Here is a 22480-nt window from a genome sequence, read left to right as displayed (position 1 = left end):
TTTACTGTTCTGGGTATTATAGGACTTACGCAAGTGTCACAAAAAAATCGGATTTGTAGTTTGTAGTAAGCGGCTCTAGCCCTTATTTTGAGTACTTTAGTCGTCTCTTCTCTTTCAGAGACGCTGCGCGAACACTAAGAACTGAAAATAATATGTCAGTTGCGTAAGACCATTTTGAAAAATGATTGCGACAGATGGATTCACACCAAGCCAGACGCACCAAGGCAATTTCCAATCCAAAATCGTTCGACTGAGCGACTTGCCTTGAGCGAAGTCGAAAGGAGCCGAAGTCTAAAATCCAAAATCTAAAATGGTATAAGTCCTGTATTAGAAATGGTTCAAAAGCCCAAAATTAGTATAGTCAATATGTATGATAAGTAAGTCCTATATTTGTTTAATTGGAAGTCCCTTATTTATCAACAAATTCTTTCACCACTGCCATAGCATCAGGAGGAATCTGGGTAATTAGACGAAATGGAAATGCGGCAGTTGAAGCAAACTGAGCATAATCTGGTGTCAGGAAAATAGCATAGTTTTTAGCTTCTGGAGTCATCTGGAAAGCAAAGGCCAAGGTTAGAGCTTTAACGTACTTGCGAACATCTGCTGCTTGTTCGCCGACAACTTCACCGCCACTAATTGGTGTATTTGGTTGTCCGATTTGATCTAATGTGGTGCTGGGGTCTTTTACACTGAGATGAGTACCCCCAATAATACCAACTAGCGATTTTGGGGATGGGATCTTGTCAAATCCCACAATTTGTTCAGTTAAAGCTGGGGTGGTTTTATCGGCGGAACCTGCTAACACTATGGTAGGAATTTGTATCTTAGTTAACCCAGTTTCGCCAAAAATTAGAGAAGTTGTCGGATTGAGAGCGATCGCTTGTTTGATTCTAGTATCTCGTAGTTGATAGCTATTTTCTGGTAGTTCTTGAGCGATGCACTGGATATTTTCTCCCAAACTCAAGATAGTCAGGTTCTTTTTACAGCGTTGTTTGAGATGTTCTAGTTGCAACTCGGCTCCAGCAAGTGCTAAAGCTGTACCACCACCCAAAGAATAGCCAACAACCATCGCGTTTGTGGTTGCAAGTTTCCCTTGTAGGGGATGATTAGCCGTTTGGTTGAGTTTTTCTAATTCATCGAGAACAAAACTAATATCTTGAGGGCGATTTAAAAACTCTTGAGGCTTCATAACTCTGGTTTTGCCTTGTAATGCCATATCAGTATTTGCCGCATTACTACCAGGATGTTCTAAAGCTGCTACTACATAACCGTGGGATGCTAAATGTTCTGCTAGGTAACGCAAGTCAGTGCGAACCGATCCAAAGCCATGAGAAAAAACAATTACGGGTTTTTCGGGAGTTGCAGCAGTTGACCAGTAAATATCAACTGGGATTTGGCGTTGGCGCTTTCGATCGTTCAGACTTAAGTTGAGTATTTTTACTTGGGCGCTTCCTGGTTGGCTGGGATCGAAGGGGAAAGCAATCTGCGGTGTTCTCGGATGTGCTGTTATCGGGTCGAGTTGGGGAGCGATCGCTAACATGAATTGCTGGGTACGCCAAAAAGCTGTATTTAAGTTTTTTGTAACAACCCAAGCCTTTGGTAAATCAATTTCTAAGCGTTTACTGGGATAAGCAGCAATAAAACTCAGTATAGAAAGGCCTTGCGGTGCAGTAGAACCTAATACCAAGCCTGCTCTGAGTGCTTGTACCCCAGCTTTATCCTTTCGGGCTAAGGCTGTAGCGAAGTCATTGAGAATAGTTGTACCAATCTGGGTATTAATTAACTTATCAAGTGTGACAACATTCATGGGTATATTCATACCCAGCGCCCCCAAGAAGAAGCGGCGTTGTTCTTCAGATAAAGACTGTAAACTCCCAGGCAATTTTCCTGTTTTTACAGCCTTTTGCAACTCAGTAAGAGAAATGGATTCTGTAAATAAACCCAAACGCACAACAACCGTGTCAGCAGCAATGGCCGAAGTATTTACCCCGAACTGTGTAAGTGCGATGGCGCTAAATAAACCCGCAACTGTCTTCAGACTTCTCCAACTTTTTCCCATAAACTTTTATACCAATTGTTACTTACGGGAATATAACGGATATTTGTGTATTTGACTACCCCAATAATTGATTAGAAATAAAAGTAAATTTTTTCTTAACTTGATGGCGATGTCTACAATGGGTGGTTCCTGAGTGCAGCCGTACCACTTACCTACGACACGCTGTTCGCGTTCGTGAAAGCAAGCTAAAGAGCGTCTCCGGCAGGAAAAGGGCTACATCTATGCTCTAATCTCCTCAAAACATCTGCTAATGCAAACAGAGCCATATTACAAGCATAACAAAGGTAATGAATTGTAGAATTCATCACAGCCAAAAATTTGAGCATAAATCAGTGTTAACAGCCACAAAAGTTTGATTGTTTCTCAGCTAGGTTTAAGACTGTAACGGAGCTACTAGAACAGGGAAAGCGATGCCTGCGGCGATAAACTACGCATCTACAATCTGCAATTTTCTTTGACAGAAAAATTTAACTGAGTGCTTAATGTTTTGTCTTTGCCCTTTAAAACATTTTGCAGATGTGTTGCAGGTGAATAGTCTGACTGCTGTAGCTGCACGATCGTTACTCATCAAATTCCCCCAGCCGCATCAACAATTTTTCTTGGCTTTATGCGTCGCAGACTACCCTATATTTTAATTTTTCTGCTCTCTTTGAGTATTATTACACTGTGGTGGCCTGTGAATGATTCTGATTGCAATTTCGAGGCTTTTATCGCATCAAAAACTCCAAAATTTCAAGTACATGCTACTAAGGTTAGTGTTCAGCCCTGGCGTGGTCGTCACCATGTATATGGAATCTTTATGATTCCTGATGAATACAAACAAGCTCCATTTTTTGTGTTAACAGTCCAAGGTGCTGGTAGTTACTGTTCAAAACAATTTGGTTATAAACAAAACTTTGATGATATCTTTGCTGAACCAGGAACTTATCTGGTAAAGAAGGCTATTAGAACTCGAAAAACTTTGCGGCTCATTCTTCAAGGTTTATATTCTCAGGTCAATGATAAAAATAATTGGACGTTAACTTTCCCTGAACCAAAAGCTAGCCAAGATAATTCATAAGTTAGCTTGGTGCTTGAGTTTCCAAAACCTGGTTTTTCTCTAACAAGGCACTAGTAGCATTAATTACAATTTGTGCTGCTCCGGTAAAGAACGATCGCTCGATCGTCGCTGGTACATCGCTAGGTTTATGATAGTGCGGAGTGCGTAAATTTGCGGTATCTGTCACTAGCACAGCACCCACACCTTGGTACCAAAACGGTGCATGATCGCTGCGTAAGGTGTCTGGTGTCAGTAAACCTTTAAAAGGAATTGGTAGTGTTAGAACTGCTGGCATTGATTTTTGTTTATTCAGGGTTGAGGAAATATTTTGTGAGTTTTGAAAGGCATTTAAGAAAGGCAAATGTTCTGTATCACCCACTACTACTAAAAAGTCGCCCTTGTCGCTAGGTGGCGTAACAGGCAATCCAGCAGGGTATTTCTGACATCCAGGAGTGTAACAAGCGTAACCTACCATATCCATAACGATCGCTCCACCTAAATTTTGCAAGCGTGATTTCTGACTCACAAAAGCCTGACTACCCAAAAGTCCTGCTTCCTCTCGGTCAAAAAAAGCTAGCTGTAAGGTTCGTGGCGTAGGACGAGAACCGAGCAACCGAGCAATTTCCAGCACTACAGCGACACCACTGGCATTATCATCAGCACCAGGGGAAGAGAAAACAGTGTCGTAATGCGCTGCTACAAGAATTGCTTTCGCGGCTTTATTCGTTCCTGGGCGTTCGGCAAAAATATTCACACCGTCAGAGAACTTTTCTAATTTAGGTTTCCAGCCGGCTTTTTTCAGTTCAGTTGTAATATAAGTGCGAGTAAGCGATCGCTCTTTTGCGGTGTAGCGCTGAAAATTCAACTTTTGGATATGGTTCAGCAGCCGATCGGTAGACACTTGCGGGGTAATATCAACTTCCTTTGACTCTGGCTGTGGTTCGGATGTTTCCACTGGAATGCTTTCAACAATTGCCGGTGAGGGGCGCTGTTCAAAAAACGTGCTACCTCTGCTACCCACAACAACAACTGTCATCAGCACCAACAGCATCAGCCAAATCCATTTGCTCATCTGATTTATCCTTGGCTTCCTGACTTAGGGTAGCGCAAATCCCCAAGCATCACTTTCCAGGATTGCTTCGGTTAAAGTTTTTTGATGAAAATTCTAGCGATCGCAAAGACGCGATAAATCTGATTATTGTAGAGACGGCGATTCATCGCGTCTCTTGCTTGCGTTAACCTAACATTTGTCTCTTAACAAGAGCATGGCCAGATTGCACGTCAAACCAGTGAATATCTTCAGGGGGCAATGCTAGTGTAATATCCTCGTTACTCCAATTTTGGTCTGTTGGCAACAAAGCCCGTACCGTAATCGCTCCGGTTTGTGAACCCTCCACCTTGATACTAACCAAATAGTGCATACCCAAATTTTCCACTAAAAACACTTTCCCTTGAATAGTTTGAGTATCACCTGGTTGAGCAATGCGGACATTTTCTGGGCGGATTCCCAGAACAATCTGCGGTGGTACAGTTGGTATATCTGGGAGAAGTATTTGGAAATTACCCAGGAGCGCGTATTTTCCCTTACAAGGTAAAGTCAGCAAATTCATTTGCGGACTACCAACAAATCCAGCCACAAATAGATTAGCTGGATTGTTATAGATGCGGTCAGGCGGGTCAAGTTGTTGGACATAGCCATCGTTGAGCAAGGCAACTTTCGTAGAGAGCGTCATCGCTTCGGTTTGGTCGTGGGTAACGTAAACAACTGGCACTTTCTGAGCGGCAAAAATTTGCTTGATATCGGCTCGGACTCGTTCCCGCAGCAGTGCATCCAGGTTACTTAAAGGCTCATCCAGCAGGTAGACATCGGCATTACGCACCAAAGCACGACCGACAGCAACCCGTTGCCGTTGACCCTCCAGACATTTGGCCAGGTTTGCGGTTCATTAACTCTGCTAATCCTAAAACGTCTGCCACTTCTGCTACTCGCTGTTTAATTTCTGTCGGTGGGACTTTTTTCAGCTTCAGTCCAGAAGCGAGGTTTTCGTACACCGTCATGTGGGGATAGAGTGCATAGCTTTGGAATACCATTGCAATATTGCGATCGGCTGCTCGTTTATAGGTGACATCCACATCCCCAATCTGGATCTGACCGCGAGTCGGTTCTTCAAGACCTGCAATCATGCGTAGAACGGTGGATTTACCACAGCCAGAAGGGCCAAGTAAAGTGAGAAACTCATGGTTATCTACAGTTAAACTAACGTCTTTGACAGGGACGACTTTGGGACTGTAGGTTTTATTCAAGTTTTTAAGTTCGAGTTTAGCCATTTTTCATTTGTCATTTGTCATTTGTCATTTGTCATTTGTCATTTGTTATTTGTCATTGGGCATTGGGTATTGGGTATTTATCTATTGTTATTCCCCTTCATCTCCCTTGTCCCCCTGCTCCCTGCTCCCCTGCTCCCTGCCCCCCTGCTCCCTGCTCCCTGCCCCTCTGCTCCCCCTGCTTCCCCTTATCCCTTGACAGCACCAGCGGTAAGACCTTGGACAATCCGGCGCTGGAAAAACAAAACTAGTAAAATCAGGGGTAATGTGCCGATGACAGTTGCAGCAGCGATCGGGCCATAGGGAATTTCATATATTGTCGCACCACCCAACTGAGCCGCAGCAACCGGAATTGTCTTCAACTCTTCACGAGTCATAAATGTGAGAGCAAAAATAAACTCGTTCCAAGCAAAAATAAAGGTGAGAATTCCAGTAGTTACTAAAGCGGGAAGGGTCATGGGTAGCACAATTTGCCACAGTAGTTGAAAAGTGTTATAACCATCGACCCTAGCAGAATCTTCCAAGTCTTTTGGTAATTGTTCAAAAAAGCTTTTAAGTACTAGAATTGTTAGCGGCAAATTGATCGCAGTATAGGGTATAATCAGCGCCAGATAATTATTACCCAATTTCAGCGCTTGGATAATTTCTAATAGTCCTAAGAACAAGAGAATTCCAGGAAATAAGGTAACAATTAAAATGCTGGCGAGGATAACTTTTTCACCCCAAGGGCGTAACCGTGCCAGAGCATAAGCCGCAGGTGCGCCGATCGCTAAAGCTACAGCTGTAGAAGTAATCGACACAAAGGCACTATTGAAGATGTAGCGCCAAAATGGACGACGGGTGAATAACTCAATGTAGTGATTGAAAGTGAATCGTGTGGGGAAATAAACAGTAGGAACGGCGGCAATATCCTCATTCACTTTAAACGAGGTCAGCAATTGCCATAGAGCTGGTGCTAGGCTAAATAGCACTATTAATACAACTATGATGCCCAGCAAGATTTTTTTCAGAGAAAACTTGGTTCCCCCTGTTCGTTTTGGAGTCGTTGGAACTGCTTGGGGAGTTACACTCATCGGTTAAATGGCTCCTGATGTTTTGGCACGGTATTTGTTAAGTAAGAAACTAGCGATCGCCACCGCGGCAATTAATATCAAAAATGTCACTACTACCAGGGCAGCTCCATAACCAAAATCTAAGTAGCGCATCACCGTGGAGTAAATGTACAATGACACCACTTCCGTAGCGCCACCAGGGCCACCCCCGGTCATCACAGCAATCAAGTCAAAAATTCCGAAAGCTTGAGCAAACCGAAATAGCACTGCAATTAATATCTGCGGCAGCAGTAATGGTAGGGTAATATTGCGGAAACTTTGCCAAGCAGTTGCTCCATCAACCGAGTAAGCTTCATAAAGGTCTTGTGATATCGACTGCAACCCAGCTAGCAACAGGATACTGATAAACGGCGTAGTTTTCCAAACATCAGCAAAAACCACTGCGATCGTCGCCAGCGTTGGATCTCCTAACCAATTAATCCCAGTCTTAATCAGCCCTAAGCGCAGCAGAATATCATTCACAACCCCAAACTGATCGTTAAAAATCCAAGCCCACGCCAGACCAATCAAAGCAGTAGGCAAAGCCCAAGGGATAATGGCAGTTGTACGCACTATACCCCGCCCAACAAACGCCTGGTTGAGAACTAGGGCAATTCCCAGTCCTAGCAGTAGTTCTGAGATGACTGATGCTGTTGTGAATACGGTTGTCGCCCACAAACTCTGCCAAAAACGACCATCCCCCGCCATCCGCAGATAATTCTCCAAACCAGAGAATACGGGTTGTAGTTCTGTTCCCAAATTTCTAGTAAATACGCTTAACCAAAATGCTCGCAAAATCGGGTAGGCAAATACAAACAACAACAGCAGCAATGCTGGTGTTAATAAAATCCAGGCTGTCTGTTGTTCTCGATTTCTTAGTGTATGTAAATTTGTCATTTGTCATTTGTCATTGGGCACTTGTACTGAGCGTAGTCGAAGTATTGGGCATTGGGCATTGGGCATGAAGAAGAGACAAGGTAGACAAGGAAGAGGGGCAAGACTTGGGAGAGACTTATTCAATAATTCTCCCTTGTCCCCCTTGTCCCCCTTGTCTCCCTTGTCCCCCTTGTCTCCCTTGTCCCCCTGCTCCCTGCTCCCCTGCCCCTCTGCTCCCCTGCCCCCAGCAATCGCCGCGTTTCGGCAGCAGCAGCTTGCATTGCTCGTTCAGGATTCATTCGATTGGATAATGCGGCGCTGAGATAACGCTGTAAAATATCTGATGTTTGAGCATATTGGGCGATCGGTGGACGTAAAACTGCATTGTCTACGACCTCTAATAACTGCGGATAGTGGGGGTATTTAGAAACAATCCCTGGGTCTGTAAACAGTTCCCGGCGACTGGGCACATAACCTGCACTGAAAATGAATCGGCGCTGTGCTTCTCGACTGGTAAAATACTGAATTGCTTTCCAAGCTTCTTCAGGATGTTGAGAAGATTTCGCAATGCCTAAACCCCAGCCTCCAAGACAAGCTGCTCCCGTCTTACCAGGAGCATGAACCATCGGTTTAATCGCAATTTTGCCCCGGATTGGCGAATTTTCTGCTTGGGCGAGAGGCCATGCGTATGGCCAACTACGTAAAAACGCTACTTGACCACTTTGAAACAAGCGTCGGGTGTCTTCTTCTTGATAGGTTGTGACTCCAGGAGGAGAAACGCCTTTGCTGATGGTACTACGTAGAAACTCAATGGCTTGTAATGTTTCTGGTCGATCTAGTCCAACTTCGAGGGTGTCGGGTTTAACCCAAAAGCCGCCAAAGCCATCGAGGACTTCCGCAAACATCGCCACGAGTCCTTCATATTGGCGACCCCTGCCAAACATAGCCCCAATTTACCTGGTTTTTCTTCTGCAAGACTTGGGAAATTCGGATCAAATCATCAAATGTTTCTGGCGGTTGCAATCCTGCTTGTTTGATTAAATCTTCCCGGTAATAGAGCATTCCTACGTCGGAACGCACTGGAATGCGGTACAGCTGGTTTTGATAACGTCCCCCTTCTACATCCTGGGGTGAAAATGCTGCCAACTCTTTTTTAGAAATGCGATCGCCTAAAGGTAGCAACCATCCAGCAGCAGCAAACTTGGATGTCCAGATCACATCCATATTGATCAGGTCATAAGGGGATTCACCCAAGATAAAAGATGAGGTATACAGGTCTTCGAGCAAATTTGTGGCATTCGGCCCTTCAACTAGGTTAATGCGAATACCAGGGTTCTCAGCCTCGAAGTCTTTAATCAAACCCTGCCTCCAAGGTTGGGCATCAGGGGCAGTCATTAATAGATTGAGGGTAACTGGTTGCTGCGAGAACGCTACCCAACTGAACAATATAATGCTCAAGAGAGTTGCCAGAAAAACCCCTATATGCAAATAACTTTGTTTTTGGATGAATTTTTGCAACTTGTTTATTGGCTTTCGGTACAACATTATCAATGTAGCGATCGCTAGTAGTAATTCTTAGGAAATAAAAACATAAAACATCTCCAAAAAGATTATTTTGTATTATTTTTTTACGGTTTTTTATAAGTAAAATTAATTTATCGAACAAAATTCAGGAGTCAGGAGCGTCTTTGGCTTTGCTCCTGAATTGTGACTTCTGAATTCTTCTTCAATAGAGAAAACATCAAGTTTGACGCTTTGTCTTTTGACAGCGATCGCAACTTCACTTACAGTTCCGCACTAGAGGAGTTTTGAGTACTGAGTAAGAAGAAAAGAAAAAATTTCTTATTACTTCTTCAAAATCTTTATTCGGACACTCAGGACTCATAACTCAGAACTCGGAACTTTTTTTATGGTAGATTTGTTGCTGATCGTAATCCTGGGGTTCCTGGGGAGTTTTGGACACTGCTTTGGGATGTGTGGCCCGCTAACAGTGGCATTTTCTCTGTCTCATCAGCCGCAAAGTCCAAAAACAGTCTCTTTGGGACGAACATTAACCTTAGAAAAACCCGATACTTGGCAACAGCAATTAAAATTTCATATCCTGCTAAACCTGGGGCGGATGTTGAGCTATGCTCTAGTCGGTGCTGGCATTGGGGCGCTAGGTTCGGTATTGCTGCAAGGTGGACAGCTAGCGGGTGTTGGCAGCGAGTTCCGGCGCTGGATGGCAATTCTGACTGGTGTGATGTTGATTTGGTTTGGCTTAGGACAACTAAAACCCGATTTACTCCCGCGCATTCCCGTATTACATCCCCTATTGCAAGGTAGTTTACACGATCGCCTCAGCAGCGGAATGGTTAAACTTTCCTTAAAAACCAAATGGTGGGACGCCAATGCTTTTGGGGATGACTTGGGGTTTAATGCCCTGTGGTTTTTTGTATGCTGCCCAAATTAAAGCCGCTGAAACTGGCAATTTATGGATGAGTACAGCTACTATGCTGGCTTTTGGCTTGGGAACCTTGCCGACGATGCTAGGTGTAGGCGTTTCCACTTCTTTGGTAAGTAAAGACAGGCGCAGTCAGTTGTTTCGATTGGGCGGTTGGGTAACACTCACCATTGGCATCATCACCTTGCTGCGGACTGGTGACACAATGGTAGATTACACCGGACACGCGGCGTTAATCTGCTTAATTTTGGCGTTAATTGCGCGTCCGATTAGTGGCTTGTGGGCTTCACCACTGCGTTATCGTCGCGGCTTGGGTGTGGGAGCTTTTGTGCTTTCTGTGGTTCACACCTTCCACATGATAGAACACTCATTGCAATGGAATTTTGCCGCCTTTTCGTATCTGCCGCCAGAATTTCAGTGGGGGATGGCTGCGGGTGCTGTAGCATTGATATTAATGTCCCCCGCCGCTTTTACAAGTTGGGAATCGTTGCAAAAATCTTTGGGCAAGCGTTGGCGACAGATTCATCTATTGGGCGTGCCAGCCTTGCTCTTGAGTGCCATTCATACTGTGTTGATTGGTTCCCATTACCTGGGTTCCTTGCAATCAACTTGGGGAAATAAATTAGCGGCAGTACTGATGGTAATGATTACTCTCAGTGTCTTGCTTGTGCGTTCGCGCTTTTTTTGGTCAAAGTTAGCCGTAGAAAAGTTTTATGTTCCCCCAACCAAATCGCGGTAAATCATCTTTATTTTCTGGCTTTGTTTCAACGAGTCAAAAACAGAAGCGTTACCCTCAAAAAGGCATTTTCTGGAAAAATCAAAGAACAATAAAGTATTTATTATTCTTGAGTTGCTTAGTTATATCAATAACTAATCTTTACCCTGCTTTTGCTCATAAGGTGGAAGTAGCCTCAGATGTCGGTGGTACTCTCCACATTGAACCAAATGATAATCCCCGTGCTGGAGAACCAAGCCAAGCCTGGTTTGCACTTACCCGCAGAGGTGGAAAGGTGATTCCTCTATCACAGTGTAATTGTCAGTTGGCTGTTTATGCCGAACCTTATGCAGCCGGAGAACCGCCGCTATTAGAACCACAGTTACAACCTGTGGCAGCCGAACGCTATCAAGGCATCCCAGGTGCAGATATTACCTTTCCCAAACCAGGTCTTTATGAGTTGCAACTAAATGGAAAACCTGTTTCTGGGGCAAGATTCAAACCCTTTGAATTCAAATTTGAAGTAACTGTGGCAGGAGGCGGGTCTACACAAAATACACAAAATGTGCGAAATGTCAATGGCGATTTAGTAGAGGGTCAATCTCAACAATTACCAACTTGGGCGATCGCACTGCCAATTCTCGGATTTATCGGCATCTTAGTTGTCGTCATGCAAAGTATGAGGAGAGGTGGGGAGTAGGGAAGAGGCAGGGAGTAGGGGGGCAGAGGAGCAGGGAGACAAGGGAGACAAGGGGGAATTATTGAACAAGTCTCTCCCAAGTCTTCCCCCTCTTCCTTGTCTACCTTGTCTCTTCTTCAATGACCAATGCCCCATGCCCTTACTTATGTCGCTTCTGATGCCACTGCCACGCGTCAGCGACGATATCTTTGATGGATGGATACTGAGGTTGCCAGCCTAAAATGGTTCTGGCTTTCTCGCTGGTGCCAATGAGAACTGGGGGATCGCCAGGACGGCGATCGCGTTGTTCTACTGGTATCGAAATTCCTGTCACCTCTTCAACTGCGGCAATGACTTCTCTAACGGAGAAGCCGCTACCATTGCTCAAATTAAAAACTTCGCTATCGCCACCTTTTAATAAATATTCCAATCCCAAAATATGGGCATCTGCTAAGTCGTTAACGTGAATATAATCGCGAATACACGTACCATCGGGCGTTGGGTAATCAGTGCCGAAAATTGAAATGGATTCTCGTTTCCCTAAAGCTGTCATTAGCACCAACGGAATTAAATGGGTTTCTGGGTTGTGATCCTCGCCTAGTAAGCCATCGGGATTAGCACCAGCAGCATTGAAGTAGCGAAAACGCACTGATTGCAAACCGTAAGCAACATCAAAATCAGAGAGAATCCTTTCTACCATCAGCTTTGTCGCGCCATAGGGATTAATCGGATTTTGGGGATGGGTTTCTGGAATGGGCACGAATTCCGGTACCCCGTAGGTGGCACAGGTAGAAGAAAAGACAAATTTCTTTACAGATGCTGTCAGCATCGCTTCTAACAGCGTTAAAGTACCAAGGACGTTATTGCGGTAATATTTGGCTGGATCGCTCACCGATTCTCCTACGTAGGCATAAGCAGAAAAATGCATCACTGCGGCAATATCGTGGGTTTTAAATACACGATCCAGCAAGGCGCGATCGCTTGTGTCCCCAATTATCAGTTCTACCTGTAAAACCTCTTCTACTAGATCGCGATGTCCATAGACTAGATTATCAAGTATGACAACGCCATAACCCGCTTTCTTCAAAGCAAGCACTGTATGAGAACCAATATATCCAGCTCCCCCCGTTACCAGAATAGTAGGCTTTCCAGGCGACATAGTTTTTCCTTTTGAGTCGATTACTTAATTAATTTAGTTTACCGGTACTAGATTACTCTTCTGGAAAATTATAAATAATAGACGCAGTGTCAAAAAATTGCACTAAAATCACTACGACGGTAGTCATTGGGTGTGAGGTTTGAGAAATTTTAAGTCAAACAGTACGATTACAATTTGACAATAAAATAAATCCATTTCCCGAAACCTCTAGGTTGAGCCTTACGGGTGACGCTTATCACGTCGCTATCAGTAAGAAGTCGCCAGTTGTTTTATGTATGGTTTCCCTGCATGGCAGTCTTTTCTGGGGGCAACCCCGATCGAAACGGACTGCCTCTCCTGACGGAGACGCTACGCGAACACCACCACACTGGCTCACTGCACCAGAAAATTTGAGAGTTAGTCTATGTTTCTATTGTTAAGCCGGGTACTGCTGTGGCTGCTGATTGGCACTATCGTTTATTCTCTGTTCCAGCGATTTTATCCCTCTGGAACTTTTGTCGGACGATTAATCTTAGTCGTTATCTTGGTAATCGTAGCCCTATCATTTCTTAACCCGAATGAACCTGCTGTGGCGTCGTTGTGGAGGATGCTATCTTTTCCACTCAAGCCTCTAGGAGCCTCTGTTTTACTGATGATTCTTGCCGCTCAGAAAATCAAAGGAGGTGGAATAGACAAACCAGGAGGATACTTGATCGGTTGGGCACTGACGATTTTGCTGTTGGCAAGTACACCAGCAGTCGCCTATTTCCTTTATAGAGCACCTCTAGCAATGACGGGCGAAACATCTGTTGCAACTGCTACACCAACATCTGGGACACTGGTAGCATTAGGGCAACCCGCCACAGCGAATATCTCAGATGTAACGGGGGATAGCATTCTTTCTTATAATTTGAGAGTGCCTCCCTATTTATTACAAGGAAGTCCTCAAGATATTCGCACACGCGGTTTACGACTTGAAGACTTTGTACCAAATTCGGAAACGTTGCAATTGACAACAAGAACTTGGGAAAGTTATCTGGTTGAAATTTACAGGTTCTTGCGTGTTCAGCGGTAATAGGCAAGAGAACAATACTTAGTTCGTAGTCAGCGCTTGAGCGCTTAATTCAATGCCTAAAGTCCTGACTACGAACTTATTTCTTCATTAAAGTTGCTGTGGTGGACTACTAGTACCGAATGGCAATAGCTATCCAGTTAAAAGAGGTAACAAAAGCTGAATTTATCACAAGCGATATTTCCTCTTCATAGCTGCCTTCTGGGACTAGCAGTTAATCTAGATGATAAAGTTGCACAATTGCTTTAATGGCAAAATCTCGACGAATCGCTAAACTCAGTGCTTACCTACGACCCCCATTGGCGGGAAGCCTCCTTGGGCATTCTCGCTTTGTTGTCTGTCAATGCACTGGGTGTTTATATCCCTTGGTTGATTCGTGCTGGTGTTGATAAACTCTCGACAACCTTCAGCTGGAACCAAATACTACATTACGTAGTAGTTATTGTCTTGCTCAGTTCGGCAATGTGGCTAATGCGGATGGCATCACGCATTTGGCTATTTGGGGTGGGGCGTCAGGTAGAATTTGACCTGAAACAACGGATTTTTGAACACTTACTGAAACTGGAGCCTGGTTATTTCGCCAGTAATACTGCTGGCGATTTGATTAGTCGCGCTACTAGTGATGTGGAAAATATCAAGCGGTTATTGGGTTTTGCGGTCTTGAGTTTGGCAAATACGATGTTTGCCTACGCCCTGACACTGCCAGTAATGCTGACAATTAGTGTGGATCTCACCCTAGCCGCCCTGGCAGTATACCCTTTTATGCTCTTATTGGTGAGTCTGTTTAGCGATCGCTTACGCAAACAACAAGCAAAAGTCCAAGAGCAACTCTCTGACATCAGCGAACTCATCCAAGAGGATATCAGTGGCATTGCTTTAATAAAAATCTATGCTCAAGAAGCAAACGAGCGTCGAGCTTTTGCCAAGAAAAATCAGCAGCTATTGACTGCTAACCTGGAATTGGCAAAACTCCGCAATACACTGTTTCCGCTAATTGGTGGGTTAGCTAATATCAGTTCGCTGGTAATCATCTGGCTAGGGTCGGCACGAATGTCTGCTGGGACACTTCAGGTTGGCGATTTTTTAGCATTATTAATTTATGTAGAGCGTCTAGTTTTCCCTACTGCTCTTTTAGGATTCACAATTACTGCCTACCAACGCGGTGAAGTTAGTATCGATCGGCTTGAAGCTATTCTCTCTGTCACACCAAAAATTCAAGATGCAGCCGATGCCATACATCTGCCAGTGGCTGAACTCAAAGGCGAACTGACAGCTAAAAATCTCACCTACAGTTACCCTGGTTCTACGACTCCAGCTTTAGCAAATGTTAACTTTACCATTGCTGCTGGAGAAACTGTCGCGATTGTTGGGGCAATTGGTTCGGGGAAATCTACTTTGGCCAATGCTTTACCGCGCTTGTTAGATATTGAATCAGGACAATTGTTTTTAGATGGCGTAGATATTACTAAGATCGCTTTGACAGATTTACGAGGTGCGATCGCCTACGTTCCTCAAGATAGCTTTCTATTTAGCACTACAATCAAAAATAACATTCGCTACGGCGATCCAGTTAGCGAACAACAGCAGGTAGAATCTGTCGCTAAACTTGCCCAAATTGAATCTGAAATTCAGAATTTTCCCCAGCAATATGAAACTATTGTTGGCGAACGCGGTATTAATCTTTCTGGCGGTCAACGCCAACGTACTGCTTTGGCTCGAGCAATGTTGGTCAATGCTCCAGTATTAATTTTGGATGACGCTCTCTCTAGTGTAGATAATCAAACAGCTACGAAAATCCTCAAAAATCTTTCTAGTGGTACTGAACGCAAAACAGTAATTTTTATTACGCACCAATTATCAGCGGCAGCGGCAGCTGACCGAATTTTTGTCATGGAGAAGGGAAAAATTGTGCAGATCGGAAATCACCTAGAACTTTTACAACAACAGGGGTTATACAGAACTTTATGGAGCCAGCATCAAGTTGAAGAATTACTGCGGTGAAGAGGGCAGTTCTTGCTGGGAGTAGGGGGAGTAGGGAGAGTAGGGGGAGCAGGGGGAGAAGAATTAATAACCAGTCCCACAGTTCCCAATACGGTTCAGTTAAGCGCTACTTGTACAAGATCGTGGGTTTTTAAGACGCGATAAATCGCCGTCTCTACAAGTGTTTTGGTCTTATCTGAACTGTATTGCCACAGTTCCCATTACTCACCTTCAAGCTTGGCTGAAATTGGGGAATCCTGGGCGCGACCCCGTTGAAGAAAAATTCAGAAATTCCAACTTTACTGAAGGATTGTAAATAGGTCTAGCAAAATAATTGCATTTGTCATAGCTTTATAGTTATAGAACTATTGACTCGATCGCCTCATCACTCATGGTTAACACCCTACCCAAGCCAGAAACTAAAACCCCCAGCAAAGAAACTGTACTCACCCCCCGGTTTTACACTACAGATTTTGAAACCGCAGCCAAGCTGGATTTGTCTGCCCAGGAAACGGAATTGCAGGCGATGTTGACAGAAATGCGGACAGACTACAATCGGCACCATTTTGTCCGGGATGAAGCGTTTGAGCAGTCTTGGGAACACATTGACGGTGAAGCAAGGCAGGCGTTTATAGAGTATTTGGAACGTTCTTGCATTTCTGAGTTTTCCGGCTTCTTGCTGTTCAAAGAATTATCCCGCAAGCTGAAAAATCGCAGTCCAGTGCTAGCGGAAATTTTTCAAATGATGGCGCGTGATGAAGCCCGCCATGCCGGATTTCTCAACAAAGCAATGGCCGATTTTAAACTCTCTCTTGATTTAGGTGCTGTTACTAAAACCCGCACTTATACATTTTTCCCAATTGAATGGGTACTTTACACCGTTTACCTCTCAGAAAAAATCGGCTACTGGCGTTACATTATTATTTTCAGGCATCTAGAAAAGCACCCAGAAAACCAGTTTTATCCGATATTCCGCTACTTTGAGAGCTGGTGTCAGGACGAAAACCGCCACGGAGATATATTCAAGGCATTATTGCGTTCTCAACCCCAACTCTGGAACACCTGGAAATCTAGGCTGTGGAGTCGCTTTTTCTTGCTATCAGTATTTGCTACTCACACCCTGACAGTTCATGAACGTTCTGGGTTCTACAAATCATTGGGACTTGATGCCACAGAATTTGATATCCAAGTTGTCCGCAACACCAATGAAACCGCAGGACGGGCTTTTCCTGTAATGTTGAATACCGAACATCCCCAGTTTTTCCCACGTCTGCAACGCTGTGCAGGTTATAACTTGAAAATTGCAGAGATTGAAGGCAGTTATAATCCGAAATTAATGAAGCTAATTCGCAAACTACCTTTGATTGCAGCAATTGTTTGGAATCTGCTGTTAATTTACCTCATCAAACCAATTGATGCTGAAGCCCTGCGGGGAACGGTTCGTTAGCTATTTATTAGACATCTGCTTGTGAAATTAATTATGTGTTCTGAATAACGCATAATTAATTTCCCTAGATGTCAATTTTTGAATATTTGGGTAGCTGAATAATGACAAAACTAGACTAAAGTCTATATATAAGTATGTTAATAAAATAGTTAAATTTTTGTATAAGTATCTAGGCATAAACAAATTTCAAGTTTGTAGTAAGGACTTTAGTCCCGATCATCCTTGCTCTGAGCGATAAATCGCTCACTACAAACTAGGAGTTGATTTTATATTTAATTATATCTACCTACTTAGAAGATACTGGAATGCAATCTATAAGAGGTTACTAATTAATCTAGAAAATGTAGGAATTGAGAGATGAGCGACATTAAAAGACAAGCCGCTTCGCCTTTAACCACATGGAAAGGGTCCAACACAGGAACATCAAATTTTACGAATCCATCGCTTGTCTCATCCAATATTCCCACATTGGCCAATCCAACACGCGGTTTTGGTTTACCAACAAATAATAGTACTGCGCTCAATGGCGACGTTCAAGAAACCCCGTCTGCTAATAATGAGCAATTATTAGAACCAGAAGCTATTAAAGAAAAACCTCTAGTTCACGACATTAGTCGGATATCTTTGCGTCGTCCACAGCCGCAACTTATAGGTAGCCAGCCAAAAGACCAGTATGAGCAGTCATCTGACCAGATTATGCTTCTACCTAGACTTAAGTCAAATATAAATATCGGTGCAATAGATTCACATCTAGTACAACGAGAATGTGCAGATTGTGAGCAAGAAGAACAAGAAGTAGAAACCGAGTTGTCACTACAACGCGTTAGCGATCGCAGCGTTCAAACCCAAGATAATATTGAGAGTCAGTTAAATAATAGTAAGGGTGGAGGAAGCCCGTTATCTCCCGAAGTGCGAAACTTTATGGAACCACGCTTTGGTAGTAAATTCGACGATGTGCGAGTACATACTGACTCCAATGCTACGCAGATGAATAAGTCGTTGAGAGCGCAGGCCTTTACTCATGGTAGTCATATTTACTTTAGCGCCGAGAAATCACCTGGTAATAATGAGTTGACAGCCCATGAGTTAACCCATGTGGTACAGCAGACAGGCAAAGTACAGAAACAAAGCGATGCATCTACAGCACCAGCCGCTGTTGAACAGACATCTAGTGGGATGCCGCCCAAAAAAGGGACAACTAAAATTGACAAAAAAAATACCACAATTACTGCTTCTGGAAAAAATATTACCGAAGCAATTACAAACTTAACATCACAAGGAAAAGGCGAAGCAGGGAGTGTTACTTGTGCCCCTGAAAAAGATGTCAAAACTTACCAAGCAGAAGATAAATCTGATGAAATTGTCTACGAAGCAGATGTCTTAGTAACAGAAACTAAGGCAATGCCCGTCTGGACGGAACTCGACCAACAATGCGAACCCGTTAAAAAAGAATGGGCAAGGTTTTATAGCGCTCTTGATACACACGAGAATGGGCACATTAGTATTGACGAAAAGGCTTTTAAAGATTTACACAAAAAGCTTCTTGGCAAAACAACTTCAGCATCTGACAAGATTTTTAACGATACTTACGCCCAAGCAAATACTGATAACAATACTTATGACACTACAACGAAACACGGACTCACTCAAGGTACAGGAGTAACTCCGGTACAGTGCGGCCCAGAAAAAGTTTCTCAAAGTGGGGATGAATCGGATGCAAAGGTAGAGGTTCAAACTCAACAATAAAGGCGAAAACAGCATAATGCAAACCTGCTAATAATTTTCGCGCTTACACTGTTTGGAGTCAAATTGAAAAATTACAAAAAGAACTCCGAACCATACGGAAGCCACTTGGCTTGACTATAGTGCAAGAAGTGTCAACGGCGAATTTATCCACAAGGTGCTTGATTCTTCTGGCTGTCTGTGATAATTTTTTTTGTACAAACCATAAAATACTGTAATCTTATCAAGATACCGTTGTTTTCAAACCTCGTTAACCTATTTACACAGATTGGGAGTTAAGAATAAATAGCTAATCTATCGAGATTATTTATTGCAGGTATAAGATTGCGAACCAACGAACTAGAAATTAATCTCTAAGCTAGGGCAACCTTATGAGCAAAATACGTGCTGTGATTGTTGATCCTAATGTGCCGGGGCGTTTGGCACTGAGTGAAGTGACTGCACCCAAGCCTGCCCCAGATGAAGCTCTAGTGCGGGTAGCGGCAATTTCCCTCAATCGAGGAGAGATAAAACGTTCAACCACTGCTGAGGCTGGTTGGCAACCTGGTTGGGACTTGGCAGGTGTAGTGGAAATCCCCGCCGCCGATGGTTCCGGGCCTCCCCAAGGGGCACGTGTAGTTGGCTTGCGTCGTGCTGGTGCTTGGGCAGAACTTGTATCTGTTCCCACCAATGCCTTAGCAGTAGTGCCGTCATCGGTATCTTTTGCTCAAGCTGCCACATTGCCTGTAGCGGGTTTAACTGCATACCATGCGGTGTTAAAAGGTGGTTCACTTTTGGGTCGGACAGTTCTGGTTACAGGCGCATCAGGAGGCGTTGGTTACTTCGCTATTCAATTGGCGCAACTGTCAGGAGCACAAGTTGTGGCACATATTCGTCAAACTGGCTATGAAACTCTAGTTAGAGAAGCTGGGGCGCAATCGGTAGTGATTGGCGAAGACCTCTCACCCGCCAGCGAGTATGGGCCCTACGATCTAATTGTAGAGTCAGTAGGTGGCAAGACTTTGGGGATAGCCCTTGGCTTACTGGCACAGGATGGGAAAACTGTGCTGTATGGAGTATCTGGGGGATCTGAAGTAACATTCAACGCGGCTCAATTTTTTGGGACTGGTAGCGTCAGCCTGTATGGTCTACGTCTGTTCGATGAATTGAGATTTGAATCAGCAGCAATCGGTCTAAAACGGCTTTTGAGTCTAGTAGAAGCAGGTGAGTTACATCCTCACATTGATTTAGAAGCTTCTTGGACACAAATAGCTGATGTGGCCCAACAACTGCTCGATAGGCGTTTTCCTGGCAAAGCTGTGTTGCACATTTCAAATTGAGCGATCGCAGATGGTATGAGGGATAGTACTGAATTCTGGTTCAAACTAGATCGGCTTGTAGCCATTAGTAATCTCAAGATAGATCGCCCAAAGGGTACATCGCATCCACGTTATCCATCCTTTGTTTATCCGTTGGACTATGGATATTTGGAAAACACTCGCTCTGGAGATGGAGCCGATATTGATGTCTGGATAGGTAGTTTATCTAGTAAAAAAGTCACCGCCATCATTTGTAGTGTTGACTTGGAAAAACGGGATACAGAAATCAAAATACTTCTGGGCTGCACTTTTGGGGAAAATCAAGCCATCTTGGATGTCCACAATACAGGCTCTCAATCAGCAATATTATTGGTTCGCAATTAAATTACTTACATTTTTGAGGGTAAGTTTGTATGAGTTTAGAACTAAAACTATCAGGTAAAACAGCGATCGTTACAGGAGGAAGTGCGGGAATTGGATTAGCTACTGCCAAAGCACTTTATAGTGAGGGTGTGAATGTGGCGATCGCAGCTCGCAATCAAGAAAGACTGGAAAATGCAGTAGCTGCCATCCAGTCCTTACCAAGTTCAGGCGCTAAAGTTATTGCCATCAGCGCCGATTTAACGAAAGCAGAAGATATTGAAAAAGTTGTCTCCACAACATTAGCCCAGTTTAATCAGATTGATATCTTGATTAACAATGCCGGATCGGCCCGTGCTGGGTCTTTCCTAGAATCCACTGATGATTTATTTTTGGATGCTTGGAACTTAAAATTATTGGGCTATATCCGCTTAGTTAGAGCCGTCGTTCCCCATCAAAAAAGTCGCGGTGATGGGCGGATTGTCAATATAGTCGGTGGTGCAGGACGGACACCTCGTCCGAACTTCCTAGCTGGTGGTACAAGCAATGCTGCTTTGCTGAATTTCACAAAGGGCATTTCAAAAGAACTAGCCGAGTACAAGATTCGCATTAACGCTATCTCCCCTGGTGCTACAGCTACCGAGCGTGCCGAGACTTTAGCTCGGCAAAACGCCCAAGCGCAAGGCATCACCGTTGAGCAAGTGAAGGCACAAAATATCCAAAGTATTCCTTTAAAAAGAATCGCCCAGCCAGAAGAAATTGCCGCGCTGGCGCTATTTTTGGTGTCCGATCTTGCTGCATCGATTACAGGAACAGAGATTATCGTTGATGGCGGATCTACCCCTGGTGTTTAACAGACGCGATGAATCGGACGCGATGAATCGGACGCGATGAATCAGACGCGATGAATCGCGTCTCTACAAAAATACAAACTTCTTGGAGATAAAAACATGGGTTCTCAATACTTTGATATCAAACCAGTTGCAGGACGTATTGGTGCTGAAATTATTGGTGTTAATCTGAGTTCTAACCTCAGCGATGACATTATCAGCGATATTCGCAAGACTCTAGTCAAATACAAAGTGATCTTTTTCCGCGGTCAGCAACAACTCGATGCTGATGGACAGGTTGCTTTCGCTCGTCGTTTTGGTGAAGTCACTACAGCCCACCCCACTGTACCATCGCTGCCAGAAAACCCAGAAGTCTTAGATTTGAACTATGGCCGCACCACTTCCCGCGCTAATAGCTGGCATACTGATGTAACATTTGTAGACCGTCCTCCTCTCGGTTCTATCTTACGAGCGCTTGACATTCCGCCAACTGGTGGCGATACAATCTGGGCAAACTCGGTAACTGCATACGAAGATTTACCTATCCATTTGCGTAATCTTGCAGACCAACTTTGGGCAGTACATAGCAATAAATACGACTATGCTACTGCATTTGACCTACCTGAAGATGCGAAGGCTTACCGGGCTGTCTTCACCTCGACTGTGTACGAGACTCTGCACCCAGTAGTACGCGTCCATCCCGAATCTGGGGAGCGGGGGCTATTCATCGGTGGATTTGTGCGCCAATTCCGTGGCTTATCAACAACTGAATCAGATGATATTCTGCGGTTGTTGCAAGCATATATCACACGTCCTGAGAACACAGTCAGGTGGCGTTGGCAAGTTGGTGATGTTGCATTTTGGGATAATCGGGCTACTCAACATTACGCGATCGCAGATTACGGCAACCAGCCTCGCCACGTTCAACGAGTGACAATTGTCGGCGACCTCCCAGTTGGCATTGATGGTAAACAAAGTGAGGCGATCAAAGGAGATGCTTCTGAGTACAACCGACGTGAGGCGGTGACTGCCTAATATTTGGGCATTGGGCATGGAGCATTGCGCATTGGGCATGGGGAATAGGGGATGAGTCTTTGATACTCGTGAACGAGTCTTTAATACTCGCCGACGAGTCTTTGAACTCCGTTAATGAGTCTTTAATACTCGCCGACGAGTCTTTGAACTCCGTTAATGAGTCTTTGATACTCGCTGGCGAGTCTTTGAACTCCGTTAATGAGTCTTTAATACTGGCTGACGAGTCTTTGAACTCCACTCTCCTACTTTCTCTGCTCTCCCTCATCTCCCCATTCTCTTTTGCTGGCTTAACCTTCCACTGATTAATGAGTCCTGAATTCTGAATTCAGTATCTAATCACGATCGCACTT

General features: G+C 44.2%; 16 protein-coding genes and 4 pseudogenes. 12 read left to right on the top strand and 8 right to left on the bottom strand.

The features are described 5' to 3' along the window. Positions 1-409: 409 nt before the first annotated feature. A complete protein-coding gene (locus NSTCB13_RS05995; RefSeq protein ID WP_448271695.1) occupies positions 410-2059 on the bottom strand; it encodes an alpha/beta hydrolase in 1650 nt (549 codons plus the stop codon). 607 nt (positions 2060-2666) lie between these two features. On the opposite strand from NSTCB13_RS05995, the gene NSTCB13_RS05990 reads away from it, so the two are divergent. Next, positions 2667-3119 carry a hypothetical protein gene (locus NSTCB13_RS05990; RefSeq protein WP_448271694.1) on the top strand — a complete coding sequence of 151 codons (453 nt, stop codon included), beginning with the start codon at positions 2667-2669 and terminating at the stop codon, positions 3117-3119. Between the two features lies 1 nt (position 3120). On the opposite strand, the gene NSTCB13_RS05985 is transcribed toward NSTCB13_RS05990, so the two are convergent. The 6 genes and pseudogenes from NSTCB13_RS05985 to NSTCB13_RS05960 form a co-directional block, all read right to left on the bottom strand. Further along, positions 3121-4170: a M28 family peptidase gene (locus NSTCB13_RS05985; protein WP_448271693.1), complete on the bottom strand. Its 1050-nt coding sequence runs from the start codon at positions 4168-4170 to the stop codon at positions 3121-3123. Between the two features lie 163 nt (positions 4171-4333). Continuing rightward, positions 4334-5426: pseudogene (locus NSTCB13_RS05980) on the bottom strand (ABC transporter ATP-binding protein). A gap of 185 nt (positions 5427-5611) precedes the next feature. Next, entirely contained in the window at positions 5612-6496 is an 885-nt protein-coding gene (locus tag NSTCB13_RS05975; protein ID WP_448271692.1) for a carbohydrate ABC transporter permease, read from the bottom strand. Positions 6497-6499: 3 nt separating this feature from the next. Continuing rightward, complete coding sequence (locus NSTCB13_RS05970) at positions 6500-7411, bottom strand: carbohydrate ABC transporter permease (RefSeq protein ID WP_448271691.1); 912 nt, start codon at positions 7409-7411, stop codon at positions 6500-6502. 221 nt (positions 7412-7632) lie between these two features. After that, positions 7633-8848: pseudogene (locus NSTCB13_RS05965) on the bottom strand (ABC transporter substrate-binding protein); the annotation flags it as partial. Beyond that, positions 8772-9056, bottom strand: coding sequence for a hypothetical protein (locus NSTCB13_RS05960; RefSeq protein WP_448273235.1), 285 nt, complete (start codon positions 9054-9056; stop codon positions 8772-8774). The gene NSTCB13_RS05960 and the pseudogene NSTCB13_RS05965, both read right to left, overlap by 77 nt. Before the next feature lie 243 nt (positions 9057-9299). Here NSTCB13_RS05960 and NSTCB13_RS05955 point away from each other — a divergent pair. Together NSTCB13_RS05955 and NSTCB13_RS05950 are read left to right on the top strand one after the other, a co-directional pair. Then, positions 9300-10572: pseudogene (locus NSTCB13_RS05955) on the top strand (urease accessory protein UreH domain-containing protein). Next, entirely contained in the window at positions 10547-11248 is a 702-nt protein-coding gene (locus NSTCB13_RS05950; protein WP_448271690.1) for a hypothetical protein, read from the top strand. The pseudogene NSTCB13_RS05955 and the gene NSTCB13_RS05950 overlap by 26 nt, the downstream one beginning before the upstream one ends. A 139-nt stretch (positions 11249-11387) precedes the next feature. Here the strand turns inward: NSTCB13_RS05950 and galE are convergent, their stop codons facing one another. Further along, on the bottom strand, positions 11388-12386 hold the full coding sequence (galE, locus tag NSTCB13_RS05945; protein WP_448271689.1) for a UDP-glucose 4-epimerase GalE: 999 nt from the start codon (positions 12384-12386) through the stop codon (positions 11388-11390). A 225-nt stretch (positions 12387-12611) separates the two neighbouring features. Between galE and NSTCB13_RS05940 the strand changes: the two genes are divergently transcribed. From NSTCB13_RS05940 to NSTCB13_RS05900, 9 genes and pseudogenes are all read left to right on the top strand, one after another. After that, positions 12612-12779, top strand: coding sequence for a hypothetical protein (locus NSTCB13_RS05940; RefSeq protein ID WP_448271688.1), 168 nt, complete (start codon positions 12612-12614; stop codon positions 12777-12779). Positions 12780-12789: 10 nt separating this feature from the next. Continuing rightward, positions 12790-13440 (top strand): hypothetical protein, encoded by a 651-nt coding sequence (locus tag NSTCB13_RS05935; RefSeq protein ID WP_448271687.1) that lies wholly within the window; start codon positions 12790-12792, stop codon positions 13438-13440. A 245-nt stretch (positions 13441-13685) separates the two neighbouring features. Continuing rightward, positions 13686-15438 (top strand): annotated as a pseudogene (locus tag NSTCB13_RS05930) (ABC transporter ATP-binding protein). Between the two features lie 370 nt (positions 15439-15808). Continuing rightward, a complete protein-coding gene (gene acsF / locus NSTCB13_RS05925) occupies positions 15809-16864 on the top strand; it encodes a magnesium-protoporphyrin IX monomethyl ester (oxidative) cyclase (RefSeq protein ID WP_445628744.1) in 1056 nt (351 codons plus the stop codon). Between the two features lie 357 nt (positions 16865-17221). Then, positions 17222-18610, top strand: a complete 1389-nt coding sequence (locus tag NSTCB13_RS05920) for an eCIS core domain-containing protein (RefSeq protein WP_448271685.1) — start codon at positions 17222-17224, stop codon at positions 18608-18610. Between the two features lie 368 nt (positions 18611-18978). After that, a complete protein-coding gene (locus tag NSTCB13_RS05915; protein ID WP_448271684.1) occupies positions 18979-19926 on the top strand; it encodes a zinc-binding dehydrogenase in 948 nt (315 codons plus the stop codon). A gap of 15 nt (positions 19927-19941) precedes the next feature. Continuing rightward, positions 19942-20289 (top strand): hypothetical protein, encoded by a 348-nt coding sequence (locus NSTCB13_RS05910; protein ID WP_445628741.1) that lies wholly within the window; start codon positions 19942-19944, stop codon positions 20287-20289. A gap of 29 nt (positions 20290-20318) precedes the next feature. After that, on the top strand, positions 20319-21119 hold the full coding sequence (locus tag NSTCB13_RS05905) for an SDR family oxidoreductase (protein WP_445628740.1): 801 nt from the start codon (positions 20319-20321) through the stop codon (positions 21117-21119). Between the two features lie 96 nt (positions 21120-21215). After that, positions 21216-22130 carry a TauD/TfdA dioxygenase family protein gene (locus NSTCB13_RS05900; protein ID WP_445628739.1) on the top strand — a complete coding sequence of 305 codons (915 nt, stop codon included), beginning with the start codon at positions 21216-21218 and terminating at the stop codon, positions 22128-22130. Positions 22131-22480: the final 350 nt, after the last annotated feature.

The sequence above is a fragment of the Nostoc sp. DSM 114160 genome, assembly GCF_053470305.1.
This window is presented reverse-complemented; position numbering and strand designations above follow the sequence as displayed.